Here is a 16,234-nt window from a genome sequence, read left to right on the forward strand (position 1 = left end):
GCTGTCGCCTCACCGGTTCTGAGGGCATCCGAGTGGAGACCGGCCTCCGCACTTCGGTGGCAGTCATCCGGCAGTCCGGTTCGGGCGCGCGACGGACTCTCTCACGACGAGGGGGCACGACACCTGCTCGGGCCCGTCGGGCTGCGCACTGTCGTTCAGCAAGGTGTCGACGGCGCGCCACCCCATGGTCACGAAAGGCAGTTCAAGGGTGGTCAGGCCTGGACGCAGGAAGGGCGCGAGGGTCTCCTGATTGTCGAAGCCGATGATCGAGACATCCTCAGGAACCGCCAGACCAAGAGTCTCCAGCGCCTGATACGCGCCCCAGGCCGTACGGTCGTTGGCGCAGAAGATGGCGGTGGGCGGGGCTTCCAGGGCCATGAGTGCGAGGGTGCCGTCGAATCCCGCCTGGGGGTTTCCGTCACCGTCCCAGACGAGGCGAGGGTCGACGTCGAGGCCTGCCGCATCGAGTGCCTCGCGATACCCCTGCGCCCTCCCGACGGCCGCGGGCAGGCCCGATGACGGCGACTCGATGTTGATCAATCCGATGCGCCGGTGCCCAGCGTCCAGCAGGGCCTGGGTGGCCGCGAGCCCGCCGCCGACCTCATCGGGCACGATAGACCGCGCGAGACCGGCAGCATCCTCGGAATTGAGCACCACCGTGGGCACGTCGATGAGCGAATCGGGGATGGTCAGCTTTCGGTGGTACATCGAGGCGTACACGATTCCCGCAACCTGGTGGGAGAGCAGCGCCTCGATCGCGGCATCCTCGATTCCAGCGTCGCCGCCCGTGTTGACCGTGAGGAGCAGGAGTCCGTCCTCCCACGCGCGCGCCTGTGCGCCTTCCACGATGCGACCCGCGAACGGCGAGCTCGCGACGACGTCACCTACGAATCCGATCAGCCCCGCCGTGCCGTCTCGGAGGGTACGAGCGGCGGCGTTGGGGCGGTAGCCCAACGTGCGGGCAGCATCCAAGACACGGAGCCTCGTCGACTCCGCGACCCGAGAACCTCCCGTGTTGTTCAGGACGAGCGAAACCGTCGCCTGCGACACGCCCGCGGCTGCGGCAACCTGGTGCATGGTTGCCGTGCTCGACCGTCGTCCAGTCATTTACTCTCCATCGAGCTAGTTATACGTATAACGCGAACCCAGATCCAGAATATCCGGGGCCCGCTGGGCGCGCAACCATCGGTCGATCTCACACCGAAGAGGCAGGTGGGTGAGAAGTGGCCATGCGGTTCGCCCCCACCGTCATTCGATGACAGGTAGAAGGGGAAAGATCTCAACCCCGCCGGCCGAGGTCGAGACCTGGATGCCGTCGTGTCGAGGTGCGATCGGCGCCCCGAAGAGGCCGCCGGCAGAGCTCACCTCGAGAACCGGCCCGTCGACGATCACGCGGATATCTCCGAGCACGGGCACGTCGTGCACCTGCCCGTCCGCCTCGATGCTCAGTCGGCCTCCTTCGAGATGCAGCACCGCCGTCGACGTTTCCCCGGAGTCGATGGTCAGCGTCGCGTCCGCGCGCGGGCTCCACTGGATTTCGGCCGCCAGTCCTCGGACGATGCCGTCGGCCGATGGCTCATCACGATGAGCGGCGATGTCGGTGTGCGGCTCCGCGATCAGCTGCTCGCCATCCAACCGGAGAATGTAGGGGAGGCTGTGCGCGCTCCCCCACCCCTCGTCCACATCCGCGATGCCCCGCATCCAGAACGACAGGCAGGCGCGGCCCTCCGCATCGCGGAAGAGCGATGGAGCATAGAGGCTGTCGCCGAAGGTGAGCCGCCCCCACGATGTCGCGGTGAACACGCCGCCGGCGTAGTCCCCGACCGCGTAGCCGGCATAGTGGAGCACATCGTCGTCCCACACCGAGGACACCATCACGGCACGCCCGTCGAGATCAAAGATCTGCGGGCACTCCCAAAGGGCGCCCATCCAGACCGGATCCCGTTCGTCGGTCGAGCGCCGCAGAGCGACGCCCTCGTACGTCCAGGTCTCCAGATCGTCCGAGACGTAGGACAGCGCCATGGCCGTGCCGTCGCGCAGGCCCGCGCCGACGAACATCCGCCATCCGTCGCTCTCGCGGCGGATGAAGGGGTCCCGGTAGGCGATGATGTCGAGTCCTGGCGGGGCATCGGCGACGAACGCACCCTTCACCCACGTCACCCAACCCGGGTCGGCGGGAGTCGCGATGCGAATCCGGCCGATGCCGATGTTCGGCTCGGACGTCGAGGTATAGAGAATGCGAGTGTCCTCGCCGTTCTGCACGAGTGACCCCGTCCAGATCCCCCCATCTCCATCCCCAGGAGCGATCGCGACGGGAAGCTCCGTCAGCGAGAGGAGGTCGGGCCCCACGGCGTGACCCCAGTGACAGTTCGGCGCCCAGGCCGTGGTCCCGGGCACGTACTGGAAGAACGCGTGGTAGACACCGTCGCGGAACGTGATCCCGTGCGGATCGTTGATCCAGCCGTTCTTCGCGGTGAAATGCAGCAGCGGACGCATCAGCGATCTCCTTCGGCATCGAAGCGACGGCGGACATCGGCAGCGATCGCGATATTGCCGCGCTCCCACTCATCGACCTGCGCCGCTCGTTCAGCCCTCATGCGATCACGGCGTTCGACGAAGTCGTCCATGCGTGCTGCCGCCGCGTCGCGTGCCGCGCGCTGATCAGCGTTGAGCTCCGGCAGATCGACTTCGATCACGCGTTCTACCGGGCGCAACGGCAGGCGCTGCTCGACAGCGGGGATGGTCAGCTCGGGCGACGGGAGGGTCTGGTACCAGTAGGCGGTCGAGGCCCACTCGTCCGACAGGTGATTGCCGTGGCCGTGCTCGAAGCTGACCCTGATGCGCTTCTCGAATCGGATCGGGTCGACGATGTGGAATCGGTAGCTGTGGTGGAAGCCCGGGACGTCCTCTTCGTGGACGATCGTTCCGTTGAACAGGTAGGCGTTGTGCTGCATGCCCCACGCGTGCCCGAAGTAGTCCTCCATGCCGGTGCCATGGAGGCTGGGCGGCCAGGTGTCGTCGTCGATGAAGATCATGTCGTCGCCTTCGCCCCACCAGGACCCCTGGAAGTGGCGCACAGCGAGGGTGCAGCCGACGTAGTGCCCGCGGCCCTCGGTCTCGAGCGCGACGTAGTTGTCGTTCCCGTCGAGATTGGGCACGGTCGTCTCGATGCTGTTCGACTGGAGATCAGGCCCCCATCCCCGGTTGGGCAGCGCACGTCGCCAGTGCGCATGGAAGTAGACCGTGTCGACAGGGAGCGGCTCATGGACGAGTTCGTAATCGACGTAGAAGTACTGCAGGTAGGGGATGTCGTTCTGGTTCTCCACGACGATCCGAGCGCGCCGGGCGAAAGGCATCCGGAAGTAGCTGTTGAAGGCGGCGCTGCCGCCGAAGCTGTGCAGTTCCGGCTCCTTGGCTGAGACGGACAGCGGAAGCGATTCGTAGGACCCCGACAGCGAGTTCATGAGCCCGAAGAAGTCACCCAGGGGTGCGATGACACTGGGGGTCTCCTGGTCATCCCAGTACATCTTGAGCACGATCTTGCGGTAGTAGTCCGGGTCGACGACCTCCCAGCTGACCCCGAGCGCGTTGTGAATCTCGAGCATCGGGACGCCGACCACCTCGGGGTCGATCTGGCCGGGACCGGGCTGGATTCGGCACGACTGCGTCATCCAGATGTGCGTGATGAATCCAGGCCCCTGGATATCGGCGAGTGTGCGCTCCTCCCCCGGCATGATGATCCAGTTGTCGCGGTTGCGCCCCGTCTGGTCGAAACTCGACACTCGCGCCGTGCGCGCCTCGCGTGCACGAGTGAGGTCGCCGAGAAGCCCCATCGGCTGGTTTCCGTCGGTCATCGCCGTCCTCCCATCCGCCGGCGTGGCGGTACTCAGATGGCCGCAATGCCATCGAAACGTTTGTCTGTCGAGTGACAGTAGCTGATACCGGGAGCGGCCCGCAACCAATCCCATCTCCACCGGAATTCCCTGAGGAACGGGCGATGAGGTAAGTTTGCGCAAACGCAGCAGAGAGGCTCCCGGCTATGGCAACCATGGTGGACGTCGCACGAATCGCGGGCGTATCGATCTCAACGGTGTCGCATGTACTCAACGGCACCCGAAACGTCGAGCGTTCGACGAGGGAGCGCGTTCTCGCTGCCATCGAGGAGACCGGGTACCGCCAGGACACGCTCGCGCGGGCCATGCGCCGCTCGAAGACGGACAGCATCGGCCTCGTCGTGTCGGATGCGGGTGAGCCCGCGTTCGCCGAGATGGCGCATGGGGTCGAGAACGCCGCCGCGGCGCATGGGCTCACTCTGCTCCTCGCGAACTCGGCGGAAGACGCCGAGCGCGAGAAGCGCGCCATCCGGACGCTCCTCGACCGGCGGGTGGACGGACTGATTCTGGCGAGGGCGGCCAACACCGCCCCGGACCTGCTGCCTTCGCTCCAGAACGAGAAGGCGCCACTCGTTCTTCTCGACAGGCTGTACCGGGATCTCCCCCTCGATCAGGTCGGAGTCGAGAATCGCGAATCTATGCGGATGCTGATGAGCCATCTACACAGCCTCGGGCACACTCGGTTCGCCGTCGTGGCAGGCGATACACGCGTTCCCGCCCTCACCGAGCGACTCGACGGATTCTTCGACGGGATGCGAGACGCTCACCTCGATGCCGCGGACCAACTCGTGCTCACCGGCACGGGCGACGATCAGATTCGCGCGGTCCTCGCCCGGGATCTCTCCGACTTTTCGCGCACCGCGGTCATCGCATGCAGCACCCCGCTCGCGGTCACAGCGCTCACGGCGATCGAGGATGCCGGCCGCGCCACGCCCGAATCCGTCGCTTTCGCGACATTCGACGGATTCTCCTATCCCGATCTGTTCCGCCCTCGGCTCACGACCGTGCGCCAGCCGGCGTTCGACATGGGGGTGGCCGCCGTCAGTCTGCTGCTCGAGCGCATCGAAGCTCCCGAGGGGAGCCCCAGGACCGTGCGCCTTCGCCAGACCCTCGAGCTCCGCGAGTCCACGGAGGCTTTCGCGGCATCCGAAATCCATTCTTGACAGCGGCAGATGGCGGTCCTAACTTGAGACAAACGTTTTTCGCAAACGTTTCGATCAACTCGACCTTCTGCAATCAGCAGACATCCATCAAAGGAGATGACCATGCGCCGCACAGCACCTCGCTCCGCGCCCGCGCGTCTCACGTTCGCGGTAGCCGCGATCGCCGCATCCGTCCTCGCGCTCACCGCATGCGGTTCGACCGGATCGACAACAGCGGACGGCAAGACGGAGATCACTCTGTCCATGCAGAACCCCGACGTGAAGACGGCTGATCCGGCGACGTGGGCGATCATCCAGGCGTTCGAGAAGGAGAACCCGGCTATCACCGTTACCGTGTCCGGAGAGGCCGTGGCCGAGCACCTCCAGAAGCTCTCCATCGCAGCGCAGAGCGATACGCTTCCCGACATCTTCTGGGTCTACAAGTCGACCGCCGAGGAGATGGAGAAGGCGGGCCTCCTTCTCGACCTCGCACCGGTCCTCGACGAACTGAAGCTCCGCGACTCGTTTCCGACGAGCACGATCTCCAACTTCTCCGCCGGAGACGTGATCTACGGCGTGCCCTATCAGGGACTGCTGACCGGGCTGTGGGTCAACAAGAAGATCCTCGCCGACAACGGCGTCGAGATGCCCACGACATTCGACGAGCTGCTCAGCGCGGCGAAGCAGCTCGAAAGCAACGGGATCACGACGATCTCGAACGGCGCCAATCAGTCGTCGTTCAGCGTCTGGAGCTTCCTCACCGACCTCGACCGCTATGGCTTCGACGCCAAGGTCGACGGTCTGCTGGACGGCTCGGAGAAGTACAGCAACGCCGACTTCCTCCGCCTGTACCAGCACATCGACGAGCTCCGGAAGGCGGGAGCGTTCCCCGCCAACGTCTCGACGCAGACGTATCAGCAGGCTGTGGAGCAGTTCACGAGCGGAAAGGCCGCCATGCTTGACGCGGGCGTCTGGGCATCGAGCGCCATACAGGATTCGAGCGTGGCACCCGACATCGCGTTCTGGCAGGGGCCGCAGTTCGACGACGGCGTGGGTGAGCAGAACATCATCATGAACGTCGCTTCGGCACCCTTCGCCATCGACCACAAGGTGGCCGACGACAAGAAGAAGTTCGACGCGGTGAAGAAGTTCCTCGCGTTCTATTACAGCGACGACGCGCAGCAGATCCTCGTCGACAACGGCCAGCCGCCGGTCACGACGTACGCTCCGCAGGTGGATGCCGAAAAGCAGAGCGCGTTGAAGGCCGCACTCGACGCCGCCACCGCGGCCGGCGTCACGAGCCCGGAGTCGCAGCCCGACCTTCTTGTTCCGACGCCCGTCGCGAACGCCATGTACGACAGCATCTACGGCGTCATCCAGGGACAGCTCACCCCTGAGACCGCGCTGGATCTGGTCCAGAAGGCGCTCGACAGCAACAAGTAGGCCCGAACCTCAGCGTGGGCGGGGCCAGAGTGGCCCCGCCCATCAGATTGGAGCGAATCGATGATCTGGGTCAGCACACGCTGGAGGATCCTCGCCATGATCGCGCCGGCGCTCATCGTCTTCACGATGTTCGTCGTCTACCCGGTCGCCTACTCGGGCGTCTTCAGCTTCACGCGATTTCAAGGGTTCGGCGCCCCGACATGGATCGGATTCGACAACTACACCGCGCTGCTCCAGGATCCGTTCTTCTGGCAGTCGCTTCAGAACACGATCGTCATCCTGATCGTCAGTCTGTTCATCCTGATCCCCTCGTCGTTCGCGCTCGCCCTGCTGCTTCAGCGCGCGATCCGGGGCGCCGGGGTTCTGCGAGCCCTGGTCTTCGGTCCTGCGATCATCGCGCCCATCCTCGTCGGCCTCATCTGGGTGTTCCTCCTCGATCCGAAGATCGGACTCCTCAACCGGGCGCTCGCAGTGATCGGCATCCCGCCCGTCCAGTGGATCGGAGGGGATTACCTCACCCCGATCTCAGTGTCGATGGTGTTCATCTGGAGCAGCGTCGGATTCGCGATGACCATCTTCTACGCCGGCCTCCAGATCCTCCCCGACGACGTCCTCGAGGCCAGCGGCCTCGACGGTGCAACCGGATGGCAGCAGGTCTGGCACATCAAGATCCCCATGATGCGCGAGACGTTCGCGATCGTCACGATCCTCATGATCACGAACGTCTTCAAGATCTTCGAGCTCGTCTACATGCTCACCGGCGGCGGACCCGTCCACCGCTCAGAGACCCTGGTCAGCTACATGTACTTCGTCACGTTCACCAATCAGCAATACGGCTACGGAATGGCCCTCGCGGTCATCATCACGATTCTCGGCGCCGTCGTCTCCGTCGGCTACCTGGTCGCAATGCGCCGGAAGGAGAAGGCCGCATGACCAGCACCATCAGCGAACCCCGCGATCGCCCACGGGCAGCACGCGACACTCCGCAGAAGGAGAGTCCGTCGAGGCGCCGGCCCCGGCGCAAACGCGTCTTCATCATGGGCGGAATCGCCTATCTCGTGACCTTCCTCATCGTGCTGCCGATCCTCTGGATCGCGCTGCTGTCGATCCAGCCGAGCGACAACATTCTCGGCAACCCCCTCTCACTGGCCGAGCTGACTTTCGACAACTACCTCAACGCGATCCAAGCGCTGCCCCTGTTGCGTATGTACGGGAACACCATCGTCATCGCGGTGGCATCCGTGACCGTCGGGACGGCGATCTCGTTCATGTCGGCCTTCGCCCTCACGCGGATGATCTTCCGTCGCCGTTCCGTGCAGTCATCGACGCGGTTCTACCTGCTCGCGGGCCTGGCGATACCCGTCTACATCCTGCTGTTCCCGGTGTATCGTCTCGATCTGGCGCTCGGCATCTTCGGCACCTATTGGGCGCTGATCCTGCCGTATGTCGCGGTGTCGATCCCCTTCAACACCCTCCTCATGACGGGATTCCTCCGTGAGTTCCCCGGCGAGATCGAGGAAGCCGCGATCATCGACGGCGTCGGCCTCTGGCGTCTGTGCTGGACCGTCGTGCTGCCCCTGATGAAACCCGTCGTGGCGACGATCCTGATCTTCAACGTCGTGTACGTCTTCAACGAGTTCCCCTTCGCCTCGATCCTCATCAACGACCCCGACATGGTGACCGTCTCGCTCGCGGTATCGCGATTTCAGGGGCAGTACACGGTCGACTACGGCGGAATGATGGCCGCTGCGACGCTCGTCCTGCTCCCGCAGCTCATCATTTATGCACTGTTCCAGAAGCAGGTGATCGCGGGGATGACGGTCGGGGCGGTCAAGGGCTGACCGCAGCATGAGTATCCGTCCCAGGGCTTGTCATCAAGGGCGAGCACCTGGCCGGCGGTAGCACGTCACCGGGCCGAGCTCGACAACACCGGCCAACCGGACAGACTCGAAGGACCGATGGGCAGGGACGCGTGGCATCGATCCGTAATACGGGTGACATCAACCGGTCAACCGGGGACGATAGCGTCCAGGTAAGGTCGCGCCCGGATGCGGGTGCGGTCTCCTTTGCTCCGTCCGGTCGGTGAGACTCGAGCCCATCTGAGCACTTCCTTCATCCTGATCGGTGAGGAGCGCCACATGGTTCATGACGGATCGAAGCTGACAAGACGATCGCTTGTACGTGGGATCGCCGTGGGGGCCGCCGCGGGCGCAGCCGGCCTCCTCGCAACCCCCGGGTCGGCGGTGGCGGCATCCACCGCATCCCGCTTCCACACGGCCCCCCGGTACGCCGGTACAGTGCCGGGGTTCCCTGCGACCCTGTCGCTGACGCCGGGAGCCTCGTACAAGGGCACCGTTGCACTCACGGCGCAGTTCGACCCGGGCGTCACCCCGTCGTCGGTGACGATGACCCTGGGGCGGTACACCCGAACGCTGACCCGCGTGGGGACCACCGCGCTGTGGTCGGCGCCGGCGTGGGACACCACGAAACGTCTCGCAGATCTGACGCTCGACTCCCCGAGCAACTACTGCGCCTGGGTGCGCGTACAAGCCGTCATCGGCGGGGTCGTGCAGTCGACGCAGCCGTTCCAGGTCTATACCGCCAACTACTCGTACGGCGCGCTCGCCGATCGCGGATGGGTCGACTCGTCCGCGTGGGCGGCGGATTACACATCATGGGATGCGTGGCTGGCGTCGTTCACGGCGACGGTCTTCGGGGTCAAGTACGCCTCCCTCGTCACGGATCCCGTGCGCGCCGCCCGGAAGGCGATCAAGGTCACCGTGCCCGACAGTGCGCGCTTCGACCTGGACCAGCCGACCAACTCGCCGCGTTTCCAAGCGCAGCAGCCCACCCTCAACTCAGGCTGCGGGTTCTATGAGGGCCAGGAGTTCTACGTCGGCTTCTCCATCTACGTTCCCAAGACGAACTCCAGCGCGGCCGGCTCCGGTGGGTTCCCGAGCGTGAGCCTCTCCAACCCCGGCGAGACGAACAAGCACATCTCGATCTTCCAGATGTACGGACCCCAGGCGACCAATCCCACCCAGTACCCCACCGGCCGCGGCGCGATCACCATCATCGACGCGAACCGCACCAGCAGCACTGACGCCAAGGACCGCTTCCACATCGACGCGAACCAGCTCAACGGCGGCGACCCCGGATACCTGGTGGACTTCGGCTACAACCGCGGCGCATGGACCGACATCGTCCTCGGATTCAGAATGTCCGCGGACATCAGGAAGGGCTGGATCGAGGCGTACCTCAACCAAGGCGGCTACAAGTCGGTCCAACCGGTCACGCTCTTCGGCGGTCTCACAAGGCTGCCCCGGGTGACCGCGTGGCCGGAGACATCCAATCCGGCCGTCCCGGACAGCTACGACACCGGAGTACTCGTCACGGGCGGCTCCAAGCGACACCGCACCGACATGCAGATCTACCGTTCCCCGACCGCCTACCAAGAGGTGACGCTCCTTCACACCGCGCACAAGGTCGGCCCGTCACCGGAAGCCGTCGACCCTCGGTCCTATGCATAGCGACCGCGGTGAAGCAACGGTCTGTCAGGCGGGGGAGGAATCTGCGCGCTTCATCAGGATCAGCCAGCTGAGGTAGTGCTCGGTCACCTGTCCGCCGAGCTCGTCCACAGCCTTTGCGGCGGCGTCCGCCTCGGCGGCGGACCATTCGCTGAACGTGAGGAAGAGATCCCTGACCTGATCGGAGGAGAAGTCCACCGACCAGCGATACAGCTCGGTGAATTCTTCGGTGAAGAGGTCCCCGACGCTGAGGCGGCGAGCCCAAGCCGCTGTGTCGAGCTCGCCCGGTCCCGAGCGTCGCGGCGGATCTTCCCGACGTGCGACGATGCGTTCGACCTGGTCGCGGAACGCGGTTCGAGCCGTAGGATCACCGAACACCGTCCGCCAGACCGCGAATCTTCCGCCGGGAACAAGCGCGCGATGCAGCTTGGGCAGGACAACGTCGAGATCCAGCCAATGCACGGCGGTCGCGACCACGGCCGCGTCGAACGCCGCGTCCGAGAGGGCGACCGCTTCAGCGGTTTCAACCAGCACCCGCACACTCGGGAGGCGAGCGCGAAGGCGCGCTGCCAGGGCGGGGCCGGGCTCGACCGCCGTGACTTCGGCCCCCGCTTCAACCAGCGGCGCTGTCGCCTGCCCGCTGCCGGCGCCGAACTCGACGATCCGGACACCAGGGGCAAGCAGGCCGACGGCGCACAGACGCCGCCACAGCGCCTCCGGGTACGGTGGCCTGGCGCGCTCGTAGATCTCCGCCCGCGCATCGAAATGCATCGGGTCCACCATCTGCCGACTGTACTGCAGTGCCCCGCTACCCGGTGCGAGGTGCAACGGGACGCGATCGAGGGAGGGCGTCGCAGTACAGCGGGGCTGTGGTCCGGGGTGGGAGGGCGTTACGCGGTGCCGCCGCGGAACGCTCTCCGTGTGGGTGTCGGGGTCAGCTCTTGCGCGCGAAGCCGGCGTGACCTCAAGCAGTTGCGCGGCGCGTGCCGAGAGTATCGTGCCGGGCCTGGCATCGGGCGCGCGCTTCAGTCGAGCGCTGCGAAGGCGCGGGCGGGGTCGGCGCGGAGCACGCGGCGGATGCCGAGCGACCCCGCGAGCATCCCCACAACGACGGCCAGGGCGAGCAGGACCACCGCCTGGGTCGCGCTCACGGCGACGTCGATGGGGAACAGGGGCACGAGCACGACCCCGAGCACGAGTCCGACGCCGGCGCCGAGCACAGCGGTCACGACTCCCTCCGCCAGGACGACCACGACCAGTCGGCTGCTCGAGACGCCGAGCGCCTTGAAGACCGTGACATCGCGCTGCCGGTCGAGGCTCGACAGATACGCGAGCAGGCCGACGATCGCAGCGGCCACGATCCACAGCACCAGCTCCAGCACGCCGAGTGCCCCTGTCACGACGGCGAGCGGTCGTCGCAGGTCGCCCCCGATCTGGTCCGGATCCTGCGCGATCAGACCCTCCGGCAGGTCGTCGGGCGACCCGCTGACGACGGCGGCGCTCGCGAGCGCCGCGCCCCCGTAGGCGATGCGCTGAGCGTCTTCCAGCGTGAGCAGGATGCCGGGAGTCCCGCCGTACATCGTGAAGCCCTGCATGATCCCCACGACGGTGAACGCGTCGCCGGCAAGCGTGATCCGGTCGCCCATCCGCGCACCCGTGCGCTCGTCGACCGCCGTCTCGCCTGTTGCGGCCGGTGCGCGCCCGTCGAAAAGGACGGGCTCGACGACACCGCCGGGCTGGTACGCGATGACGCTCACATCGGTGAAGCCCTCGCCGATGCCTTCGATCGCGTGGCGGAAGATCGCCACGGGGGTCGCCTCGTCCACGCCCTCCTGTGCGCGCAGGTCGTCCGCGACAGACGCCTCGATCGGCGAGTTCGAGGTGAACGGGCCGGCGGTGTCATCCGGAACGACCCACACATCCCCGCCGAAGAAGGCGACCGTGCGCTCCGTCTCCGCAAGGAAGGTCTCGCGCAGCGCACCGAGCAGCAGCGTCACCGCCAAGACGAGCGCCGTCGCGAGCACGCCCGCCACGAGGCGCCGCCAGCGCCACTGCATGTCGCGCGCGAGGAGCAGGAGCATCAGGGTTCGAGCCGTTCGACCGGGATATCCACCGGCTCGGCACGTCTCCGCCGCCGCGTCACCAGCGCGAAGGTCAGTGGAGCGACGACGACGCACCCCAGGATCGTGAGGCTCGCGGGGATGCGCACGTCGATGAGGCCGACGATGCCGGCCACTGCGATGGCGAGTCCCGCGGCTTCGGCCATCAGCCCGACGCCGCGACTGCGCGGGTAGCGGATGCCGCTCACCATGAGCCACGCGACGACGGTGATCCCCACCGCCGTGAGCCAGGCAGGCAATGCCAGCAGCCCGACACTCAGCGCCGTGACGGCGGCCAGCGGCGACGGCATCCCAAGGAAGGACGGATCACGGTTGCGACCCGCGTCGAAGTCGGCGAGGCGCACGAGCATCGCCGTGACGTAGGCGAGCACCGAGACGCCGAGGGCGACCGCTTCCCAGCCGGCCGCGTGGCGCGCCGCGAGGCCCCCGACCGCGAGCGCGGTGGCCACGCCGAAGGTGGCGACGTCGGCGAGCGAGTCCAGGTGCTGTCCGAGCGGTGTTCCGCCCCGCGCGCGGGCGACCGCCCCGTCGCAGACGTCGAACACGACGCCCATCAGCACGAGCAGCGCGACGATGCGCAGCGTTGCCGTCTCGCCCGCAGCATCCTCGGCCCACGGCATGAGGATGACGACACCGAGCGCTGCGGCGCCCGACAGTGCGTTGCCGATCGTGATGGCGTCGGCGAGGCCGGGCCGCGGCATCCCGAACAGCTTCATGATCGTGGGACCGCGGCGATGGCGGTCCTCCCGGCGCGCACCCTGACGCCGACCGTGACGAGCGGGACGGCGCCCGCCGGGAGAGTGAGGTCGACGCGTGAGCCGAAGCGGATCAGGCCGATGCGCGCGCCTCGCTCCACCCGGGCGCCCACTCTCTCGTAGGGGACGATCCGGCGCGCGACGGCGCCGGAGTACTGCACGAGCTCGAGTGGTCCGTGTTCGGTCTCGAGGCGCCACGCAAGGCGCTCGTTGCGGTGCGCCTCGCTGGCGAACGCCGCGCGATGTGCGCCGCGCCGGTAGTCCTGCGCGACGACGTCGGCATCGACGGGAGCGCGTGTGACGTGGACGTCGCGCAGGCTCAGGTACGTCGAGACGAGCCAGCGCCCGTCGTCCTGCTGCGCGACATCGCGGATGAGTCCGTCGGCCGCGGCGAGGAATCCGGCTCCCTCCGGCTCGCGCTCGGGGTCGCGGAAGAACGAGAGCGCCGCGGCCGCCGGGATCGCCGCGACGAGCCGGAGCCAGACGGCCGGCATGACGAGCGGGACGATCCACAGCGCGAGCACCCAGGCAGGGGTTCCTCGTGCGGGAAGGACCGACATCACGCGGCCCGCGCGGGTGAGGGGTCTATGAGGCGATCGGCGACCTCGAGGAACCGGTCGTCGTGCGTCGCGACCACGACGAGCCGGCCGGGGCGCACGAACTCCCGCAGCAGCGTGACTGCCGTGCGGGCGTTCGGAGAGTCGAGGTGAGCGGTCGGTTCGTCGGCGAGCAGGAGGGCCGGCTCGCGGACGAGGGCGCGCGCGAATGCCACACGCTGCTGCTGACCGCCGGACAGGCGCCCCGGACGGAACGACGCGCGATCGGCGAGCCCCACCTGTTCGAGCGCCGCGAGCGCGCGGGACTTGGCCGTTCGGGCGGGCGTCCCGGTGAGCACGAGCGGCGCCGAGACGTTCTCGACCGCAGACAGGCTCGCGATGAGGTTGAACGACTGGAACACCATGCCGGCCGTGCGACGGCGATGCTCGAGCAGTTCACGGCCAGAGAGTCCCGTGATGACCGTCGAGCCGAACGAGACCGAGCCTTTCGCGGGCGACAGGAGTCCCGCCAGTACGCAGAGCAGAGTCGTCTTCCCGCCGCCGCTCGGCGCCTTCACGACGACGAGCTCGCCGTCGCGAGCGGAGAAGGTCAGGCCGTCGAACGGCCGCACGGGCTGACCGGCATCGTGATATTCGACGGTCAGGTCGTCCACGACGAGTTCGGCCATAGGCTTCACGCCCCCCAGTAGGCGATTCCCCCAGCAGGCTCGGGCACCTACTCTGGTGCCAGTCAAGCTAGCACCGCGCTATGGCGCCGACAATGGGCGAGGGGCGACGGATGACGAGCGGATCCGCACCGCTTTCGAAGGCCTTCCGAGCCGCTCAGCGCACGGTTCTCGGGTGGGCGATGCGGCTCACGCGCAGCTCGGGCGCGGACTCGCTCCTCGATCGGCTACCGCCTGTCTCGCGTGTGCCACTCCTCCGTGACCGCCTCGACCCCGTCGCCGAGCTGGGCGGGCTGCGCGAGCGATCGCCGATCAGTCCGCTCGCTCTGCCCCTGGGTCTGCGCGGCTGGCTCGTGACGGGGTACCGGGAGGCGCGTGCCGTGCTCGCCGACGCGGACTCCTTCAGCAGCGACTTTCGCAATCTCGTCGGCCGCGGCGGCTTGCGCGCCGACCAGGATCCGGGCGGGCTCGGAATGCTCGATCCCCCCGATCACACCCGGCTGCGGCACCTCGTCGGACCCGAGTTCACGGTGCGCCGGCTCGCGCGGCTGACGCCATTCGTCCAGCAGATCACCGAGGAACGCATCGATGCGATGGATGCCGCGGCGCACGGGGTGACGGCAGCCATCGACCTCGTGTCCTCCTTCGCCGTGCCGATCCCCGCGCTCACGATCAGTGCTCTGCTCGGGATCGCGCCCGAGGACCGCGACGAGTTCATGGCCCACTGCGGAGTGCGATTCGACATCGCCGGCGGGATCGGGGGGTCGCTCGGCGCCGTCACGGCGTCGCTCGACTACCTGCGCGGGATCGTGGCCGCCCAGCGCCAGTCGCCGGGTGACGGCCTGCTGGGGCGCATCATCGCCGAGCACGGTGACGAGGTGACGGATGCCGAGCTCGCCGGACTCGCGGACGGTGTGCTGACCGGCGGGTTCGAGTCCACGGCGAGCACCCTCGCGCTGAGTGCCATCGTCCTCTCGCGAGACGAGGCTGCCCGCCGCGTCATGCAGGAAGGGGATGCTGTGGCCGTGGACGATCTCGTCGACGAGCTGCTGCGCTACCTCAGCGTCGTCCAGGTCGCGTTCCCGCGATTCGCTCGCGCCGAGATGGAGGTCGGGGGTGTCACGATCGAGAAGGGCGATGTCGTTGTGTGCTCCCTGAGCGCCGCCAACCGCGACCCGCGGCTCGGGTCAGGCCTGGAGCAGCTCAGGCTCACGAAGGCCGAGGCCAGCCATCTCGCGTTCGGCCATGGCGTCCACCGCGGCGTCGGCGCCGAGCTCGCCCGGCTCGAGCTGCGGATCGGGCTCCCCGCGCTGTTCCGGCGATTCCCCGATCTGGAAGTCGCCGTCGAGGAACCCGCGTTCCGAGAGCTGTCGATCGTGTTCGGCGTCGACGAGCTGCCCGTGACACTGAGGCCGTCCGGGTGAGTCCGGCCGCACTCGGTCAGGCGATCGGCGCAGCGCTCGGCATCGCGATCAGCCCCGTGTCGATCGCGACGGTCATCCTGCTCCTCTTGTCCGCTCGGGGCAGGGGCGCGAGTGTCGGGTTCCTGGTCGGGTGGGCTTCCGGCATCGCGGCGGTGGCGACTGCCGGCGCGGTCGTTTCGGGCGTGGAAGTGTCGGGCCGGCACGTCGTCGTCGGCATCTTCGAGGTCGTCGTCGGCGTCCTGCTGCTGGTGCTGGCAGGGGTCTCGTGGGTGCGCGGACGGCGCGCGGCGAGTCGTCGACCGGTGCTGCTCCGGCTCATCGACCGGTCGAGATTCCCCGCCGCGCTCGTCGTGGGGGTCCTCATGTCGCTCAACCCGCCGAACCTTCTGCTCTCACTCGCGGGCGGCAGTGCGATCGGCACCGTCGGGCTCGACCCCGCTGGGATCGTCGTCGCGATCGCGGGGTTCACGCTGGTGGCGGCATCCACTGTGCTCATCCCCGTGGCCGCCTACCTCGTCGCGGCCGACAGCATGCGGCGGCCGCTCGATGCGCTTCGGGGTTGGCTGACGCGGCACGATTCGATCATCGTGACGACGGTGCTGCTCGTGTTCGGGATGCTGTTGGTCGCTCACGGAGTCGCCACACTGTCGGCGAGGTGATGGGTGGCCGGCCGACCTTGCGTCGGGGTGGCTTCGGGCGAGCCCGCGG

The 16,234-nt window shown here is 67.4% G+C and carries 15 protein-coding genes; 7 read left to right on the top strand and 8 right to left on the bottom strand.

Going from position 1 to position 16,234, the window contains the following annotated elements:
- Nucleotides 1-63: 63 nt before the first annotated feature.
- The 3 genes from ACH3VR_RS22310 to ACH3VR_RS22320 all read right to left on the bottom strand — a co-directional run bounded on the left by ACH3VR_RS22310 (nt 64) and on the right by ACH3VR_RS22320 (nt 3,854).
- Complete coding sequence (locus ACH3VR_RS22310; RefSeq protein ID WP_397558542.1) at nt 64-1,107, bottom strand: LacI family DNA-binding transcriptional regulator; 1,044 nt, start codon at nt 1,105-1,107, stop codon at nt 64-66.
- A gap of 141 nt (nt 1,108-1,248) precedes the next feature.
- Complete coding sequence (locus ACH3VR_RS22315) at nt 1,249-2,496, bottom strand: glycoside hydrolase family 32 protein (protein WP_397558543.1); 1,248 nt, start codon at nt 2,494-2,496, stop codon at nt 1,249-1,251.
- Entirely contained in the window at nt 2,496-3,854 is a 1,359-nt protein-coding gene (locus ACH3VR_RS22320; protein ID WP_397558544.1) for a glycoside hydrolase family 172 protein, read from the bottom strand. The genes ACH3VR_RS22315 and ACH3VR_RS22320 overlap by 1 nt, the downstream gene beginning before the upstream one ends.
- 185 nt (nt 3,855-4,039) lie before the next feature.
- Between ACH3VR_RS22320 and ACH3VR_RS22325 the strand changes: the two genes are divergently transcribed.
- The 5 genes from ACH3VR_RS22325 (at nt 4,040) to ACH3VR_RS22345 (ending at nt 10,008) form a co-directional block, all read left to right on the top strand.
- Entirely contained in the window at nt 4,040-5,056 is a 1,017-nt protein-coding gene (locus ACH3VR_RS22325; RefSeq protein ID WP_397558545.1) for a LacI family DNA-binding transcriptional regulator, read from the top strand.
- A gap of 102 nt (nt 5,057-5,158) precedes the next feature.
- Nucleotides 5,159-6,478: an ABC transporter substrate-binding protein gene (locus tag ACH3VR_RS22330; protein WP_397558546.1), complete on the top strand. Its 1,320-nt coding sequence runs from the start codon at nt 5,159-5,161 to the stop codon at nt 6,476-6,478.
- 60 nt (nt 6,479-6,538) lie between these two features.
- Complete coding sequence (locus tag ACH3VR_RS22335) at nt 6,539-7,411, top strand: carbohydrate ABC transporter permease (protein ID WP_397558547.1); 873 nt, start codon at nt 6,539-6,541, stop codon at nt 7,409-7,411.
- Nucleotides 7,408-8,319: a carbohydrate ABC transporter permease gene (locus ACH3VR_RS22340; RefSeq protein WP_397558548.1), complete on the top strand. Its 912-nt coding sequence runs from the start codon at nt 7,408-7,410 to the stop codon at nt 8,317-8,319. The genes ACH3VR_RS22335 and ACH3VR_RS22340 overlap by 4 nt, the downstream gene beginning before the upstream one ends.
- Before the next feature lie 351 nt (nt 8,320-8,670).
- Nucleotides 8,671-10,008, top strand: a complete 1,338-nt coding sequence (locus tag ACH3VR_RS22345) for a hypothetical protein (RefSeq protein WP_397558549.1) — start codon at nt 8,671-8,673, stop codon at nt 10,006-10,008.
- A 24-nt stretch (nt 10,009-10,032) separates the two neighbouring features.
- Here ACH3VR_RS22345 and ACH3VR_RS22350 read toward each other — a convergent pair whose 3' ends face one another.
- The 5 genes from ACH3VR_RS22350 to ACH3VR_RS22370 all read right to left on the bottom strand — a co-directional run bounded on the left by ACH3VR_RS22350 (nt 10,033) and on the right by ACH3VR_RS22370 (nt 14,105).
- Entirely contained in the window at nt 10,033-10,788 is a 756-nt protein-coding gene (locus ACH3VR_RS22350) for a class I SAM-dependent methyltransferase (RefSeq protein WP_397558550.1), read from the bottom strand.
- Between the two features lie 242 nt (nt 10,789-11,030).
- Nucleotides 11,031-12,086, bottom strand: coding sequence for an ABC transporter permease (locus tag ACH3VR_RS22355; RefSeq protein ID WP_397558551.1), 1,056 nt, complete (start codon nt 12,084-12,086; stop codon nt 11,031-11,033).
- The gene (locus tag ACH3VR_RS22360) at nt 12,086-12,826 is read right to left on the bottom strand and encodes a CDP-alcohol phosphatidyltransferase family protein (RefSeq protein WP_397558552.1); all 741 of its coding nucleotides are present in this window, start codon (nt 12,824-12,826) and stop codon (nt 12,086-12,088) included. The genes ACH3VR_RS22355 and ACH3VR_RS22360 overlap by 1 nt, the downstream gene beginning before the upstream one ends.
- A gap of 11 nt (nt 12,827-12,837) precedes the next feature.
- The gene (locus ACH3VR_RS22365) at nt 12,838-13,440 is read right to left on the bottom strand and encodes a phosphatidylserine decarboxylase (RefSeq protein WP_397558553.1); all 603 of its coding nucleotides are present in this window, start codon (nt 13,438-13,440) and stop codon (nt 12,838-12,840) included.
- A complete protein-coding gene (locus tag ACH3VR_RS22370) occupies nt 13,440-14,105 on the bottom strand; it encodes an ABC transporter ATP-binding protein (protein WP_397558554.1) in 666 nt (221 codons plus the stop codon). Before ACH3VR_RS22370 ends, ACH3VR_RS22365 begins: the two co-directional genes overlap by 1 nt.
- Before the next feature lie 110 nt (nt 14,106-14,215).
- Between ACH3VR_RS22370 and ACH3VR_RS22375 the strand changes: the two genes are divergently transcribed.
- Together ACH3VR_RS22375 and ACH3VR_RS22380 are read left to right on the top strand one after the other, a co-directional pair.
- Entirely contained in the window at nt 14,216-15,526 is a 1,311-nt protein-coding gene (locus tag ACH3VR_RS22375) for a cytochrome P450 (protein WP_397558555.1), read from the top strand.
- A complete protein-coding gene (locus ACH3VR_RS22380) occupies nt 15,523-16,185 on the top strand; it encodes a GAP family protein (protein ID WP_397558556.1) in 663 nt (220 codons plus the stop codon). Before ACH3VR_RS22375 ends, ACH3VR_RS22380 begins: the two co-directional genes overlap by 4 nt.
- Nucleotides 16,186-16,234 lie beyond the last annotated feature (49 nt).

Source organism: Microbacterium alkaliflavum, from assembly GCF_044325405.1.
Taxonomy (GTDB): Bacteria; Actinomycetota; Actinomycetes; order Actinomycetales; family Microbacteriaceae; genus Microbacterium; species Microbacterium alkaliflavum.